This is a genomic window from Winogradskyella vidalii, from assembly GCF_013403955.1.
Taxonomy (GTDB): Bacteria; Bacteroidota; Bacteroidia; order Flavobacteriales; family Flavobacteriaceae; genus Winogradskyella; species Winogradskyella vidalii.
The window spans coordinates 122,417-138,711 of record NZ_JABFDG010000006.1; the positions used below are offsets into that span (position 1 = coordinate 122,417).

Sequence of the window (16,295 nt, forward strand, 5' to 3'; positions counted from 1 at the left end):
GCATACTAACCATTATCTAAAAGAAAAAAATGAAAAAATTAATAATAATATTTAGCGTTTTAGCCTTACTCGTCTTTATTAGACCTGTATTGGGATTAAACGCTAATACAGACACAACAGACAATAGTTCTGTAACAACAACACAAGTTGATCAAGTAGACACCGAAAGTAATCTCGATGGTGCACTTAATGGTATAGCAAAATTTTACGATTATACGGGTTTTGCCAATGCAACATTAGGACACATTATTATGATTATTATTGGTATCATCTTTATATACTTAGGTATAAAATTCGATTATGAGCCTTTATTACTTATCCCAATCGGTATGGGGGTTATTATTGGTAATATTCCATTTGTAGCAGGTAACCAAACCGGAATTTACGAAACGGGTTCTGTTTTAAATTACCTCTATTTTGGAGTCGTCAAAGGGATTTATCCACCGTTAATTTTCTTAGGGATTGGAGCTATGACCGACTTTTCGTCATTAATTGCCAATCCAAAACTAATGCTTTTAGGTGGTGCAGCACAAATTGGTGTATTTGCAACATTTTTAGGCTCACTTTATTTAGGGTTTAACCTTCCTGAAGCTGGTGCGATTGGAATTATAGGTGGTGCCGATGGTCCTACAGCCATATTCTTATCGTCTAAATTAGCTAACGGTATCAATGTACTCGCCGATGGTACAACCGTTAAAAATTTAATTGGCCCAATTGCTATTGCAGCGTATTCTTACATGGCTTTAGTTCCTGTAATTCAACCGCCTTTAATGCGATTGTTTATTTCTAAAAAAGAAAGAAAAATTAAAATGAAGCCACCAAGAGCTGTAACGCAAAAGGAAAAAATGATTTTCCCTGTGGTTGCTTTAATTTTAACCTTATTCATCTCACCAAGTGCCTTACCATTACTAGGAATGTTATTCTTTGGTAACTTATTAAAAGAATCAGGAAGAACAGAACGTTTAGCTGAAACGGCAAGAACAAAACTAATCGATATCGTCACTATTTTATTAGGGGTAACCGTTGGAGCCTCAACACAAGCCGATATATTTATCACTAAAGATTCAATGTTGATTTTCGGGCTTGGTGCGATATCCTTTGTTATTGCAACTAGTGGGGGGTTATTGTTCGCTAAGTTTATGAATTTATTCTTAAAAGGCGACAATAAAATAAATCCATTAATTGGAGCCGCAGGTGTTTCGGCCGTGCCAGATAGTGCGAGAGTTGTCCATTCAGAGGGCTTAAAATCAGATAAAACTAACTATTTATTAATGCATGCTATGGCACCAAATGTTTCAGGTGTTATAGGCTCTGCAATTGCAGCAGGTATCATTCTGAGCTTCTTAGGATAAATAGTTAAAAATATTGAAAGAAGAATTTAAACTTTAAACACATGAAAATACCAAATATAATGACAGCAGATGAAGCTGTTAAACTCATAAAATCAAATGATCGTGTACTCATCCAAGGAGGTTCTGCTACACCACAAACCTTAGTGAAAGCTATGGTAGGGCGAGCACCAGAATTAAGAAATGTCGAAATCGTGCACCTACATACCGAAGGAGAAAGTGGCTATGCCAATCCCGACTTACGAGAAAGCTTCCATACCAAAGCGTTTTTTATTGGTGGAAATGTTCGAAAAATGGTGGGGAATACCGTAGATTATATTCCTATTTTTTTAAGCGATATTCCAAGTTTATTTCGTGAAGGCTATATGGACTTAGATGTCGTTTTAGTAAACGTTTCTCCACCAGATAAACATGGTTTTTGTTCCTTAGGAATTTCAGTAGATATTGTTATTTCTGGTATTGAACAGGGTAAAAAAGTGATTGCACAAATCAATCCAAAGATGCCAAGAACTTTTGGTGATGGTTTGGTTCATTTAAACAAATTTGATGCTTGTGTTTTAGTCGAAGATGATATACACGAAATGAAATTTGTTGCGCCTACTAAAGAAGAGCAAGCTATTGGTAAGCATATTGCCGGCATTATAGATGATGGTGCAACGCTTCAAATGGGAATTGGTGGTATTCCAAATGCCGTATTAACCTATTTAACCAATCATAAAGATTTAGGGGTTCATACAGAAATGTTTTCTGAAGGTATTGTAGATTTAGTTGAAAAAGGTATTGTTAATGGTTCTCAGAAAAAAGTAAATCCGTTTAAAATCATTTCAGGTTTTGCCATGGGAACACGTCGATTATACGATTTTATGGATGACAATCCAGAGATAGAAATGAATGACATCGCCTATGTAAATGACACCTCTATTATTCGTCAAAACCCAAAAGTCACGGCAATCAATTCTGCTATAGAAATTGATTTAACAGGTCAGGTTTGTGCGGATTCTATCGGAACACGTATGTTCTCTGGTGTTGGTGGTCAAATGGATTTTATGCGTGGTGCTGCTTTATCTAAAGGCGGAAAACCAATTATCGCTATCCCATCGATGACTTCAAAAGGTGTTTCAAAAATAGTATCTTTGTTAAAACCCGGGTCTGGTGTTGTAACTACCAGAGCACATGCAAGATATGTTGCAACAGAGTATGGTATTGCAGAATTGTTTGGTAAAAGTTTAAGAGAACGTGCAGAATCACTTCGAGATATCGCACATCCAGACAGTAGAGAAGAATTAGATAAAGCTATTTTTGAACGATTTGGAAGTAGTTTAACGATAAAGTAATTTTAAGAATACGAAAGATTATGAATAATAAAAACAAACCTCTTTTTTCAGAATTCTCACCAGTTTCTAAAGAACAGTGGATGGAACGCGTGACTGTAGATTTAAAAGGTGCTGATTTTGATAGAAAACTCGTATGGAAAAATTTAAGTGGAATTGATATTCAACCGAGCTATACAAGTGAAGATAATATCACTCAGCTTAAAAATACAGGCGAAAACGCTCAAGCATTAGTCAATTATAGAAGTATTATAGTTACCTCTGCAGTAGAGAGTAATACATTAGCTCTTAAAGCTATTGAAGAAGGTATTAATGGTCTCATTTTTCAAGTAGAAAATCATGTCGCTGTAGCAGATCTTTTAAAAAATATCGACTTAGAAACTATAACGGTATCATTTAAATTAAAGTCAGATGCAACGGTTTTTACCAAGGAATTAGTCGCTTTTGCTAAAGGAAAGCACCTCAAAGGCTACCTAGACACAGGTTTATTTTCTAATTATGTGACTACAGGCACTTTTGATGAGCAACAGATTGAGGTCGCTGCAGAATTGGTGAAATTAACGGCTGATTTTCCTAACTTTAAAGCACTAACAGTTTCAGGAACGGAATATTTAGATTCTGGAGCTAATCAAGTGCAAGAGATTGCTTATACTTTAAATGCTTTAGTCTTTTTAGTTGAAAAGCTAAGAGTTAAGGACATTAGCACGCAAGAGATTTTTAATAATTTAAATTTTCTTCTAGCTATTGGTTTAGAATATTTTGTTGAAATCGGAAAATTTAGAGCCTTCAACAATCTATTAACTGAAGTCGCTGCAAAATATGAAGTTGCGGATTTTTCTAATGTAATAACGGCTAAAACGTCTATATGGAGTAAATCTATAACCGATGCAGAAACTAATTTATTGCGTTGTACAACAGAAGCTATGGCTGCTATATTAGGTAATGTCAATGGAGTTTTAATTGACCCTTATGACAAAGAATTTAAAACCCCTTCTGATTTTTCAAGTCGTATCGCCGGAAATATCACTACGATTTTAAAAGAAGAATCTTATTTTGGAAAAGTAAATAATCCTGTTGATGGCTCTTATTATATTGAAGAAGTCAGTTCTAAAATTGCAGAAAAAGCTTTAGAGTTATTTAAAACTATTGAACAAGAAGGTGGATTTTACAAGGCTTTTGAAAACGAAACGATTCAACAACAAATTGCTGAGATTCGTCTTAAAAAACTAAAATTAATAAGTCAACGTCGTACAGCTATGGTTGGGATTAATAAATACCCGAACCTCATGGAAAAAGTAGATAAAAATTTATTATCTAACTCCAATGCATCCAATCCAAAAGTACTGACACCAAGGCGTGCTTCTTTAGAAATTGAAGCGATGCGTCGGGTAACAGAAACATTAGTTGAAGAAACTAACATACGTCCTATTGTGCAATTAGCGAGTTATGGTAATTTAACTATGCGAAAAGCGCGAGCAGCATTTGCTTACGATTTTATTGGCGTTAGTGGTTTTGATGTGCACCAAGAAGAAAGCTTTGAAAACGCTACTGTTGCTGCTTATGAAAGTGCAAAATCAGAGGCTCATGTTGTAGTTATTTGTAGTTCTGATGACGATTATGATGCTACTGCACTCGACTTTGTAAACACATTTAGAGCAATTAATAAGGATAAAGTATTGTTATTAGCAGGAGCACCTAAAAATATGGAAGAATTAACTGAAGCTGGTTTAGATGGTGTGGTTAATATGAGAACTGATGTTCTTGTAACCCTTTCTGCTATTCAGGAAAAAATCCAAAAAACCTTTACATCTTTAGAAGTATAAAGTGCTTTTGCAATTTATATAACTAATGAAATCTTTAAATAAAACGACATGAAACCCGATTTTTCAGATATAACATTAAACGCAACTGTAAAACCTACAGTTGAAACTAAAGCGCAGTCTCAAGACGTTTGGAATACACCCGAAGGTATCCCTGTTAAAAAACACTTTACAAAAGACGATATTTCAGAAGCAGAACATTTACAGTTTACAGCTGGTATACCGCCTTTTTTAAGAGGACCATACTCAGCCATGTATGCTATGCGTCCTTGGACTATTCGTCAATATGCCGGATTTTCAACTGCAGAAGAGTCCAATGCATTTTACAGAAGAAACTTAGCGGCAGGTCAAAAAGGACTATCCGTAGCATTTGATTTAGCTACACACCGTGGTTATGATTCGGATCATCCACGTGTAACAGGTGATGTTGGTAAAGCAGGTGTGGCTATCGATTCTATTTTAGACATGGAGATTTTGTTCGATCAAATTCCCTTAGATAAAATGTCGGTATCTATGACCATGAATGGTGCTGTATTGCCAATTATGGCTTTCTATATTGCTGCGGCTAAAAAACAAGGTGTACCTTTAGATAAACTTTCCGGAACAATTCAGAATGATATTTTAAAGGAATTTATGGTGCGTAACACTTACATTTATCCTCCATTGCCTTCTATGAGAATCATTGGTGATATTTTTGATTACACCACTAAATACATGCCTAAGTTTAATTCCATTTCCATTAGTGGTTATCACATGCAAGAAGCAGGTGCAACCGCAGATATTGAATTAGCATACACCTTAGCTGATGGCATGGAATATATTAGAACCGGTTTAAAATCGGGATTAAAAATTGATGAATTTGCGCCGCGTTTATCCTTCTTTTGGGCTGTGGGTATGAATCACTTTATGGAGATTGCTAAAATGCGTGCTGCACGTATGCTTTGGGCAAAAATCATAAAATCATTCAATCCAAAGAATCCAAAATCGATGGCTTTACGTACACATAGTCAGACATCGGGTTGGAGTTTAAGTGAGCAAGATCCTTTTAATAATGTAGCGCGTACTTGTGTTGAAGCTATGGCAGCAACATTAGGAGGCACGCAATCGTTACACACTAATGCTTTAGATGAAGCTATTGCTTTACCTACCGATTTTTCAGCAAGAATTGCACGTAATACACAGATTTTTATTCAAGATGAAACCCAAATGACAAAGTCAGTAGATCCTTGGGCTGGTTCTTATTATGTGGAATATTTAACACAGGAAATTGCTAAAAAAGCTTGGAAACTGATTGAAGAGGTTGAAGAACTTGGTGGTATGGCCAAAGCGATTGAAACTGGCGTTCCTAAATTAAGAATTGAAGAAGCTTCTGCACGTAAACAAGCACGATTAGATTCTGGACAAGATATTTTAGTTGGAGTAAATAAGTACAAAACCACTGAAAAATCTAATATTGAAATTTTAGAGGTTGATAATACCGTGGTGAGAGAGTCACAAATTGCACGTTTAAACAAGATGAAATCTGAACGAGATTCTGAACTTGTTGCAGCAAACCTAAAAGCCTTAGAAGATTGTGCTGGCGGTAAACAAGGTAACTTATTAGAATTGGCTGTAGAAGCTGCAGAGAATTTTGCTACATTAGGTGAAATTTCAGATGCTTTAGAAGTGCACTTCGGTAGACATAAAGCAGCAACAAAACTAATAAGCGGTGTTTATGGTAGTGAAGTAAATAATGATACCACTTATGAACGCGCTCAAAAATTAGCCGATAAATTTGCTGAAATTGAAGGACGAAGACCAAGAGTAATGATTGCTAAAATGGGGCAAGATGGCCATGATCGTGGTGCAAAAGTGGTCGCTTCAAGTTTTGCTGATTTAGGCTTTGATGTGGATATGGGATCCTTATTTCAAACACCAGAGGAAGTGGCTAAACAAGCCATTGAAAATGATGTGCATTTTGTAGGTGCTTCAAGTTTAGCTGCGGGACATAAAACCTTAATTCCACAATTAATAGGCGAATTAGAAAAATTAGGTCGACCAGATATTATGGTGTTTGCAGGTGGTGTAATTCCTGCTCAAGATTATGACTTTTTATTAGAACGAAAAGTGGTCGCAATTTTTGGTCCTGGTACAGTGATTTCAGAATCAGCTATTACCATTATGGAAAAATATTTAGAGAAAGAATAATCGAAGCATATAAATACTATCAGTTTGGGTACAGGAGAAACTAAATTTTTAATTAGGGTGTAAATTCTTTTCGATTGTGCACAACTGGCTTTTGCTATGTAGGAATATAGCAATTGAAAAGCCTAAATATTTCAATATTTAGGCTTTTGTTTTTAGTTGCAGGTTAATGCTTTTTCCATATCGTTGTAGCCGTAGCACAAACTTTATCACTACCTTCAATTGTTATGGTATGATGAAATTTATTTGGAGTTTCAAGTTCCTTAGTTAAAGAGATGACTGTATCTCCAAATTGTGCTTCAGAAATAAAACGGCCATCAATAAGATGTAAAAAGTGCGTGTTTATAATGTCTTCAGGAATAGACTCTAAAACCCATTGCAAATACCGAATATTATTAACATGCTTATTCATGTCGGTATCAAAGCGGTTTACTTTAAATTGTCCTATATAATCAGCCTGATCAACGGCTTCAATTTTTTGCTTTATGTTTAGTTCAATTGAACTTTCATTAAAAAGCGACCATTTCTCTTTTATGTCAGTAAAAATAGGGGTTGGTCGTCTCTTTTCGATATCAAAAAACACCCATAAGCCTTTAGCTCGGCCTATAATATTTTGGTGTTCGTCTAAAATTAAATTTTCACGAAAGCCTTTAATCGTGGAATAACTAGATAGCCAAGTTCTAACGGTTATTTTTTCTTTGTAATTGGGATAACGGTCCATTTGTAATCCACCAGAAAATAAAACCCAACCAATGTTTTTTTTTAACAAATCAAATAAACTATAATCAATAGCATAACAATGTTCTGCTGCAGTTTCTTCTAATAAGGCTAACATAATTGCTGGTGTTGCTAAACCTAACTCATTCATTTCAAAATAGCGTAATTCAAACTGCTTATCAAAATATTTGTCAAAGGCCATAGTTCATATTTATCAAAGGTTAGCGTAAGTTGTTTTTAAAATGAATTTTTAAATTTTTCAATAATCTGAAGTGCCGCTTTTACAGGAGAAATTTCAGAAGACACAATAGCGTTTTCTAATTGAGAAAGTTCACTTTTTATATGTTTAGAACCATAAAACATATGCTTAAGCTCTTCATTAATGTTATTGTACATCCATTTGATTTGTTGGTGATTTCTATTTTTTACAAAATAGCCATTTTCATCAACTAAAGCTTTGTATTTTAAGACTTGCTCCCAAACATTAGAGATTCCGATGTTTTTTGTAGAGGAAGCAGTGCTTACCACAGGACTCCATCCGGATTCAGATAACGGAAATATATGTAAGGCATTTTGGTATTGCCGCTTAGCAATCTTACTCTGTGTAACATTGTCGCCATCTGCTTTATTAATAACGAGCATATCGGCCATTTCCATGATGCCTTTTTTAATGCCTTGTAATTCATCACCAGCACCAGACAACATTAAAAGTAAGAAGAAATCCGTCATGCCATGTACTGCGGTTTCGGATTGACCAACACCAACGGTTTCAATTAAAATAACATCATAGCCTGCAGCTTCACAAAGCAACATAGTTTCACCTGTTTTGTTGGCAACACCACCCAAGGTGTCTCCTGAAGACGATGGTCTAATATAGGCTTCATCTATGTTTGCTAATTCTTCCATTCGTGTTTTGTCACCAAGAATACTACCTTTAGAACGCTGACTACTAGGGTCAATTGATAAAATAGCAACTTTATGACCTTCTTTTACAAGGTATAAACCAAAGGCTTCAATAAATGTACTTTTACCAACACCAGGTACACCAGTAATACCAATACGAATAGAATTTCCAGAATTTGGTAATATGGCCTGAACAATTTCTTTTGCTAAGATTTTATCACTTTCCAAATTACTTTCAATAATGGTTATCGCTCGAGACAACATAACACGATCTTCCGCTAAAATCCCATCGATATAAGCTTTTGATGTTAACCTGTTTTTGGGTTTGTAATTTTTCATTTTTGTGATATTATGCTTCGTAAATTCCTTAAGATGGTCACCTCAAACAAAGATACAGATAATGCAAAAAACAGCATAGTTTATATGACGCTTTTAAATGGTTTTTTCAACAGGGAATTAAATGGTAATACGCTAGTAAAACAGTCGCCAAACACGAAGCTTTACACAACCTGATTCATGATAAAAATTATATCAAAATCCTAAACTCATAAAAATCTCGTCGATACAATTAAGGGTTTTGTATAGAGAAGATCAACAACTATATATTACAGTTTAATAACATAACATATCGTTTCATCTTTGAAGTGTTAATTAAAAACACGGTAAAATGAAATCATACCTATACATCATAGTTCTACTTCTAGCAAAGCTTAGTTTTGCTCAGGAAGAGACAACGACTTCATCACAAAAAATATGGTCTTTAGAAGATTGTATAAACTATGCCATAGAAAACAACATTACGGTTAAAGAGGCAACTTTAAATAAAGAACTTGCAGAAGTGGATTATAGCGCCACAAAATCATCTCGATTACCAAATTTATTTGGGAGTGCATCGCAAAGTTTTTCTAGTGGGAATACTATTGATCCTATAACAAGTGACTATGTAACGGATCAAATCCACAGTACTAATGTGGGAATTAATAGTTCTATGACTCTGTTTCAAGGTAACCAAATTAACAATCAAATTAAGCAAAGCAAATTGTTATTTGACCAAAGCATTTTACAAGAAGACGTTGAAAAAAACAATATCATTTTAAATATTTTAGAAATCTACTTACAAACTTTATACAGTAAGGAAAGCATAACGGTTGCTGAAAATAATTTTGAAGCTTCAGAAAATGAAGTCGCTAGAGCAAAAGCGCGTTTAGATGCTGGTACTATAGCGTTAAGCGATTACACAGAAGCACAAAGTCAGGCTGCAACAAACCGATACAATATTATCGCGGCTAAAAATGACTATCAACAAAACATTATTACACTTAAACAATTATTAGAATTAACACCTACCGATAATTTAGAAATTGAAACTATTTCTGAAAACATGAATGTGGTAAATCTTGAATTAAACAAACTAGATATTTACAACAAGGCGCTGGGAATTTTACCAGAAGTAAAAGCGAGCGATCTTAATATTGAAGTAAATGAAAAAGCATTAGACATCGCTAAAGGAGCTTATTTACCAACCTTAACGTTATCTGGTAGTGTGGGTTCTGGTTATACAAGTATTAACGACAATACCTTTTCAGACCAGTTTGATATAAATTTTAATCAACGACTCGGTTTATCGTTAAACATTCCAATTTTTAATAGAAATCAAACCAAAGCAGCGGTTCAATCGGCACAAATTAATATAGAAAAAGCCCAAATTCAGAAACAATCTACTGAAAAAGACCTCTACAAACGAGTAGAAACAGCATATCAAAATGCCGTATCTGCTCAAGAACAAGTTATAGCGGCAGAGGCCTCAATGGTTGCTGCAGAGCAATCTTATCAACTGGCACAAAAGACCTATGAATTAGGAGCGCTAAGCACAACTGATTTAGTAATTAGTCAAAATACATACACTAACACGCAACAAAATTATTTACAAGCAAAATACCTCAATGTGCTATACCACCAACTCTTACAATATTACCAAGGAAACGATATTAAACTTTAATCTGGTAATTAAGAATTAGTGCGACACTTAGAGCCATTCAAATAATCATAAAATACAAACCATCATGAAAAATAAAAAGAAAATAATTATCGGTAGTTTGGTCGTAATCGGACTAGCCATTGTGGCCTTCAGCTTCTTAAGAGGCGATGATGCTATTATTATAGAACCAAAAACGGTAGCTGCTAAAAATGCCAATGTTACTACTATGGTTACAGCAACAGGAACCATTGAGCCTATTAATCAGGTTGATGTAGGAACGCAAGTTTCTGGTGTGGTAGAGAAAATATATGTAGACTATAACAGTGAGGTAAAAGCCGGACAACTTATCGCCGAGTTAGATAAAACAAACCTTAAAGCCTCGCTTACGCAAGCCCAAGCATCTTATGATAATGCCGTAAGCCAAAGAAATTACACGCAAACCATTTATGAGCGACAAAAATCATTGTACGATAATCAAGTCATTAGCAAATCAGATTTTGACGATGCATCATACAATTACCAAACCGCTAAAGGCACCGTAACGCAACGTTTATCTGATTTACAATCTGCTAGAACTAATTTGGGTTATGCTAATATTTATTCACCTATAGATGGTGTTGTACTCTCTAGAGCTATAGAAGAGGGGCAAACCGTTGCGGCTAGTTATAGCACACCAACCTTATTTACGATTGCCCAAGATTTAAAACAAATGCAAGTAGAAGCAGATGTTGATGAAGCAGATATAGGGCAAGTTAAAGAAGGACAGCGTGTAGAATTCACCGTTGATGCTTATATCGGAGAAACCTTTAATGGTGTCGTAACACAAGTACGATTAGACCCTACGGTTACTTCAAATGTAGTGACCTATACAGTTGTAATTAAAGCAGATAATGAAGATTTAAAACTAAAACCCGGACTAACAGCAACCATTTCAATTTTTACTTTAGAATTAAATGATGTCTTAACAGCTGAAGCCAAAGCTATCAATTTTAAACCTGAAGCTGAAACGCTAGCAACTTATAATGAGCATCATAATTTACAAGACGGAACAACAAGTACATCAGGAAATAGTAAAACACTTTGGGTCTTAGGAAAAGATAGAAGTATTACTGAAAAAACAGTGACTTTAGGTGCTAGTGATGGTGTAAATGTTCAAATTTTAAGTGGCATTTCTGAAGGTGATGAATTAGTGTACAGTTTAAAGGGCATTTCTAAAGCAGAAGCCGCAGGTCCTGGAGGATCTAACGAAAGTCCATTTATGCCACAACGACCAGGAGCTAAAAAAAAGTAAGCAATCATGACTAAAGAAATAATTAGAATAGAAGACCTTAAGCGTGAGTTTACTATGGGAACGGAGACCGTTCACGCCTTACGTGGTATCTCTTTTAGCATTAATGAAGGAGAGTTTGTAACCATAATGGGATCTAGTGGATCAGGTAAAAGTACCATGTTAAATATTTTAGGATGTTTAGATCAACCAACCTCAGGATTATATGAGATTGATGGCTTAAAAGTAAAAGATCTAAGCAGAAATGAATTAGCGACCATTAGAAATGAAAAAATTGGATTTATTTTTCAATCATATAATTTATTAGCCAGAACATCGGCAATTGAAAACGTAGAATTACCCTTATTATATAATAGCAAAGTGACTTCTGAAGAGCGAAGGGATCGAGCAGTCAAAGCCTTAGAGATGGTTGGATTAGGCGAACGATTGCATCACACCCCTTCGCAACTTTCAGGGGGACAGCAACAGCGTGTTGCTATTGCAAGATCATTGGTAAATAATCCGGTTATGATACTCGCTGATGAAGCTACTGGGAATTTAGATACTAGAACATCTTACGAAATTATGGCGTTGTTTCAAGAATTAAACAAACAAGGTATCACCATCACCTTCGTAACACACGAACCCGATATTGCTACGTTTAGCAACCGAACAATTGTATTAAAAGATGGTGAGATTATGCAAGATTACAAAAACCACAATGTGTTATCTGCAGCAGAACAACTGGCACAGTTACCTAAACAAGACGATTAATTATGAAATGCCAATCATAGACTCTAATATGAACCTATATGTAATTATGGCATTCCATATGACCTTAAAAAAACAATAAATATAAACAGATGAGACTATTTAATTTATTTAAAATTGCGACTAAAGCTATTGTTCTTAATAAAACGAGAACCTTACTTACCATGCTAGGTATTATTATAGGTGTAGCCTCTGTAATTGCTATGCTAGCTATTGGCGAAGGCTCTAAAGAAAGCATAAGAACAACCATTTCAGCGATGGGATCTAATATGATTACTATAAGACCGGGATCAGACGATAGAGGCCCGGCTAGAGGAAGTGGTGGTAATGTACAAACATTAACGCTAGATGATTATAATCAAATTAAAGCGGAAGCGTCGTTATTGAGCTATATAACACCTGTTGTAAATGGAGGCGGACAAGTTATTAATGGCTCTAATAACTGGCCAAGTACAATTTATGGTGTTAATCCCGATTACTTAAATATCAAGGTTGTCGATTTACAAAGCGGAAGCATGTTTACCGATGTTGAAGTTCAATCGGCTTCTAAGGTGGCATTAATTGGTCAAACCGTAGTAGATAACGTGTTTCCAGATGGCCGAGACCCAGTAGGTCAAATGATTCGTTTCGATAATATTCCGTTTAAAGTGATTGGTGTTTTAGAAGAAAAAGGTGAAAATACATTTGGTCAAGATCAAGATGATGTTGTCATTGCGCCTTACACGACAGTTCAGAAACGTATTTTAGCAATTGATTATTTAAATCAAGTTATGGCATCTGCAGTAAGTGAGAATGATGCACCAGAAGCTGTAATTCAAGTCACTGAAATTCTGCGAACGCAACACAAATTAATGGATAGTGAAGACGATGATTTTACAGTGCGTTCTATGGAAGAGTTAATTTCAACATTTAGTTCAACTAGTGAGATGTTAACTATTCTATTGGTGGCAGTGGCGAGTATTTCATTATTAATTGGTGGCATCGGAATTATGAATATTATGTATGTCTCGGTAAAAGAACGAACCAAGGAAATAGGATTACGTATGGCGGTTGGCGGAAAAGGTTCAGACATCTTAATGCAATTTTTGATTGAAGCTATTCTCATAAGTATCACAGGAGGACTTCTTGGTGTCATCTTAGGCCTTGGCGCAACGGTCTTTATAGAGAAATTCCTAAACTGGCCTACAAGTGTTGCGTTATATTCGATAGTGGTTTCCTTTGCCGTTTGTGCAGTCACGGGAATCTTTTTTGGATGGTATCCTGCACGAAAAGCATCGGCTTTAGATCCTATTACAGCATTGCGTTACGAATAAAAAAAAAGTTTAATTCTAATATTTTGTAAAATGAAAACGCTTATTAATAAACCGATGTTAAAAGCTGCATTTTTGGTATTCCTTTTGATTTCAATGGCATCATGCAATGACAAAAAAACGAATGCTAGTACGGTTGCAGTTACGGAACGTAATTATACACAAATAGCTACAGGACAAGTTGTAGCCTATGGAGAAGATGGTGAGATTTTAAATGATTTAAAACCTGGGGATTCTCTCTACGGACAAGATGCTACGTATTTAAAAGGAAATGAAATGTCTTTTAAAAAAAATGAAGACGGAACAATTTCAGATTTAAATTCAGGATTAATGTGGCAAGAAGTGCCTACCACAGAAGGCTTTGATTGGCAAGGCGCAAAAGATTATGTCGAAAATTTAGAATTAGGAGGCTATGATGATTGGAGAATGCCAACCTTAAAAGAATTATTTTCTATTAGCGATTTTAGCGAAGGTTGGCCGTACTTAGATACCGCTTATTTTTCGTTAGTTAATAATGAACATGTCGATAAGAGCGAACAATATTGGGCCGATAATCCATACGTTGGTCATACTGAAGAAGGTAGATACACAGCTGCTTTTGGAGTCAATCATGCCACAGGTCATATTAAAGCCTATCCTGGCGAGGAGCCTGAAGATAGAGGAGACCGCAAAGGTCCACCTCCAGGAAATCAAAACCCACAAGGGCAACAGGGAGAACAAAAAGATGACAATCGACCACCACCGCCAGGAAATGGAGAGCGCCCAACGGGTAATCCGATGTTAAAACATGTACGAGCTGTTCGTGGTAATATTTACGGAACAAATGATTTTGTAGATAACGACGATCAAACCATTACAGACAAAGCTACTGGTTTAATGTGGTCTAAAAACGATAGTCAACAAGGGTTCGATTGGAAAAATGCTTTAGTATATGCTGAAGAATCAGACTTAGCTGGTTATACCGATTGGCGTTTGCCTAATGTTAAGGAGTTGCAAGGTATTGTAGATTATGATTACGCACCTGGTGCAAAAGATTCCGATTTTAACAGCGCTGCAATACATCCTATTTTTAATATTTCTGAAATTAAGAATGAAAATGGTGATAAAGATTATCCCTATTTCTGGACGAGTACTTCGGCAAGATTTCAAAAAGGAAAACCATATTACTATGCTTGGTATGTCGCTTTTGGTAGAGCTGTTAATCCAATGGGATTAGATTTTCATGGCGCAGGTGCTGTGAGATTTGATACTAAACATGAAAATGGCCCCGCAGGAGAAGGTGGAGAACGGTATTATAATTATGTACGTTTGGTTAGGAATGTAGAATAGATTATTCTTTAATTGATAAATTATGTAGCTGTCATTCCTGTATTTGGTTTGAAAAACTGATTAAAATTAGCCGTTTCATTAAAATCTAAAGCATAAGCAACATCAGCAACTGTTTTATCTGCTTGATGTAAGCGTGTTTTGGCATATAATATTTTATAATCGATAATTACTTTTTGCACGCTTTTACCTGTTGCTTTTTTAACACATTCCGTGAGATAAATAGGGCTAATGTGCATTTTTTTAGCATAGTCGTTTACAGATAAAAAAATGGTGATTACTAGAGAACATCACATGTTCAAATTTAGATATAATCACTTCAAAACAAATCATGGTAACCCTACCTTTATTGGCATGTGTGGCGCATTTCACTTTGTACAATAAAATGAGGAGTAAGGAGCGTACAATTCTTCTACAACAGCAAGCGTTTTATGATTATAAATCTGCTTGGTTATCGGCAGGTGGAAAATATCAGATGCTTTATTTTGCTATCAAAAAGCTAAAGAAAAGCAAGCGTCTAGATCACATCAAATTGTAGCTTTAGAAAAATCTGTAGAGTTTACGCAAGCACTTCTAGAATATACATCAACTACAAATTATACAGATGTATTAACGTCACAGAATAACCTACTATCAGCACAATTAAATAGCATTAGTGATAAACAGCAAGAATTACAAGCGGTAATTCAATTATACCGAGCACTAGGTGGAGGTTGGAAAAAGTAATAACAGAACGTAAAATGCCTTAATTAAGTTTAAGGCATTTTTTGGTTAATAAGGTTAAATTCCAATCGATATAAACGTCGTTTTGGTATAGTAAATTGTCCAAACTATCTATTACATTAAAAATATAGAATAATTAAATTTACCTTTGATAGGAAAAGTAAAACCAAAAATAGATTTCCGGTGTCGCGGAAAATAAAATAAAATTTTTATGAAAAAGAACACCGACTTAGGTTTATTACTATTACGCATAACTGTAGCAGGATTAATGCTGTTTCATGGTGTTGCTAAACTTAGCCATCTCGATGGTATTAAAGGGATGCTAAGCGCTAATGGGCTTCCGGAATTTATGGCTTATGGGGCCTATATAACAGAGTTAATAGCACCAATTTTAATGATTATTGGGTTAAGAACACGTTTAGCTTCAATTACTTTTTTTCTTGGTATGGTAACTGCTTTATTTTTGGCACATTCAGAAAACATGTTTGCGCTATCAAAAACAGGAGGTTTAGAAATTGAACTCATTCTTTTATATGCTTTTGGAGCTTTAGTATTATTCTTTACAGGATCAGGAAAATACGCTGTATCCAAATCAAATACATGGGATTAAATTAAA

General features: G+C 35.2%; 14 protein-coding genes. 11 read left to right on the forward strand and 3 right to left on the reverse strand.

All coding sequences use genetic code 11. From position 1 onward, the window contains the following. Positions 1–29 precede the first annotated feature (29 nt). The 4 genes from HM982_RS14135 to scpA are packed head-to-tail and all read left to right on the forward strand — an operon-like array spanning position 30 to position 6,687. A complete protein-coding gene (locus HM982_RS14135; RefSeq protein ID WP_179353898.1) occupies positions 30–1,352 on the forward strand; it encodes a sodium ion-translocating decarboxylase subunit beta in 1,323 nt (440 codons plus the stop codon). A 41-nt stretch (positions 1,353–1,393) separates the two neighbouring features. Further along, positions 1,394–2,683 (forward strand): acetyl-CoA hydrolase/transferase family protein, encoded by a 1,290-nt coding sequence (locus HM982_RS14140; RefSeq protein WP_179353899.1) that lies wholly within the window; start codon positions 1,394–1,396, stop codon positions 2,681–2,683. A 20-nt stretch (positions 2,684–2,703) separates the two neighbouring features. Further along, positions 2,704–4,503: a methylmalonyl-CoA mutase family protein gene (locus tag HM982_RS14145; RefSeq protein ID WP_179353900.1), complete on the forward strand. Its 1,800-nt coding sequence runs from the start codon at positions 2,704–2,706 to the stop codon at positions 4,501–4,503. 48 nt (positions 4,504–4,551) lie between these two features. Beyond that, the gene (scpA, locus tag HM982_RS14150) at positions 4,552–6,687 is read left to right on the forward strand and encodes a methylmalonyl-CoA mutase (RefSeq protein ID WP_179353901.1); all 2,136 of its coding nucleotides are present in this window, start codon (positions 4,552–4,554) and stop codon (positions 6,685–6,687) included. Between the two features lie 163 nt (positions 6,688–6,850). On the opposite strand, the gene HM982_RS14155 is transcribed toward scpA, so the two are convergent. Both HM982_RS14155 and meaB read right to left on the reverse strand, forming a co-directional pair. Then, a complete protein-coding gene (locus tag HM982_RS14155) occupies positions 6,851–7,603 on the reverse strand; it encodes an acyl-[acyl-carrier-protein] thioesterase (protein WP_179353902.1) in 753 nt (250 codons plus the stop codon). 35 nt (positions 7,604–7,638) lie between these two features. Beyond that, the gene (meaB, locus tag HM982_RS14160) at positions 7,639–8,643 is read right to left on the reverse strand and encodes a methylmalonyl Co-A mutase-associated GTPase MeaB (protein ID WP_179353903.1); all 1,005 of its coding nucleotides are present in this window, start codon (positions 8,641–8,643) and stop codon (positions 7,639–7,641) included. Between the two features lie 328 nt (positions 8,644–8,971). On the opposite strand from meaB, the gene HM982_RS14165 reads away from it, so the two are divergent. From HM982_RS14165 to HM982_RS14185, 5 genes are all read left to right on the forward strand, one after another. After that, complete coding sequence (locus tag HM982_RS14165; RefSeq protein WP_179353904.1) at positions 8,972–10,303, forward strand: TolC family protein; 1,332 nt, start codon at positions 8,972–8,974, stop codon at positions 10,301–10,303. Positions 10,304–10,364: 61 nt separating this feature from the next. Next, positions 10,365–11,573 (forward strand): efflux RND transporter periplasmic adaptor subunit, encoded by a 1,209-nt coding sequence (locus tag HM982_RS14170; RefSeq protein ID WP_179354078.1) that lies wholly within the window; start codon positions 10,365–10,367, stop codon positions 11,571–11,573. A gap of 6 nt (positions 11,574–11,579) precedes the next feature. After that, complete coding sequence (locus HM982_RS14175) at positions 11,580–12,323, forward strand: ABC transporter ATP-binding protein (protein WP_179353905.1); 744 nt, start codon at positions 11,580–11,582, stop codon at positions 12,321–12,323. Positions 12,324–12,412: 89 nt separating this feature from the next. Then, positions 12,413–13,633 (forward strand): ABC transporter permease, encoded by a 1,221-nt coding sequence (locus HM982_RS14180; RefSeq protein WP_179353906.1) that lies wholly within the window; start codon positions 12,413–12,415, stop codon positions 13,631–13,633. A gap of 30 nt (positions 13,634–13,663) precedes the next feature. Further along, complete coding sequence (locus HM982_RS14185) at positions 13,664–14,959, forward strand: Lcl C-terminal domain-containing protein (protein ID WP_179353907.1); 1,296 nt, start codon at positions 13,664–13,666, stop codon at positions 14,957–14,959. A 20-nt stretch (positions 14,960–14,979) separates the two neighbouring features. Here HM982_RS14185 and HM982_RS14190 read toward each other — a convergent pair whose 3' ends face one another. Continuing rightward, positions 14,980–15,195, reverse strand: coding sequence for a helix-turn-helix domain-containing protein (locus HM982_RS14190; RefSeq protein ID WP_179353908.1), 216 nt, complete (start codon positions 15,193–15,195; stop codon positions 14,980–14,982). Between the two features lie 208 nt (positions 15,196–15,403). Between HM982_RS14190 and HM982_RS14195 the strand changes: the two genes are divergently transcribed. Together HM982_RS14195 and HM982_RS14200 are read left to right on the forward strand one after the other, a co-directional pair. Then, positions 15,404–15,682 carry a TolC family protein gene (locus HM982_RS14195; protein WP_218849856.1) on the forward strand — a complete coding sequence of 93 codons (279 nt, stop codon included), beginning with the start codon at positions 15,404–15,406 and terminating at the stop codon, positions 15,680–15,682. A gap of 208 nt (positions 15,683–15,890) precedes the next feature. Further along, positions 15,891–16,289 carry a DoxX family protein gene (locus HM982_RS14200; RefSeq protein ID WP_179353909.1) on the forward strand — a complete coding sequence of 133 codons (399 nt, stop codon included), beginning with the start codon at positions 15,891–15,893 and terminating at the stop codon, positions 16,287–16,289. The last annotated feature ends 6 nt before the right edge of the window (positions 16,290–16,295 follow it).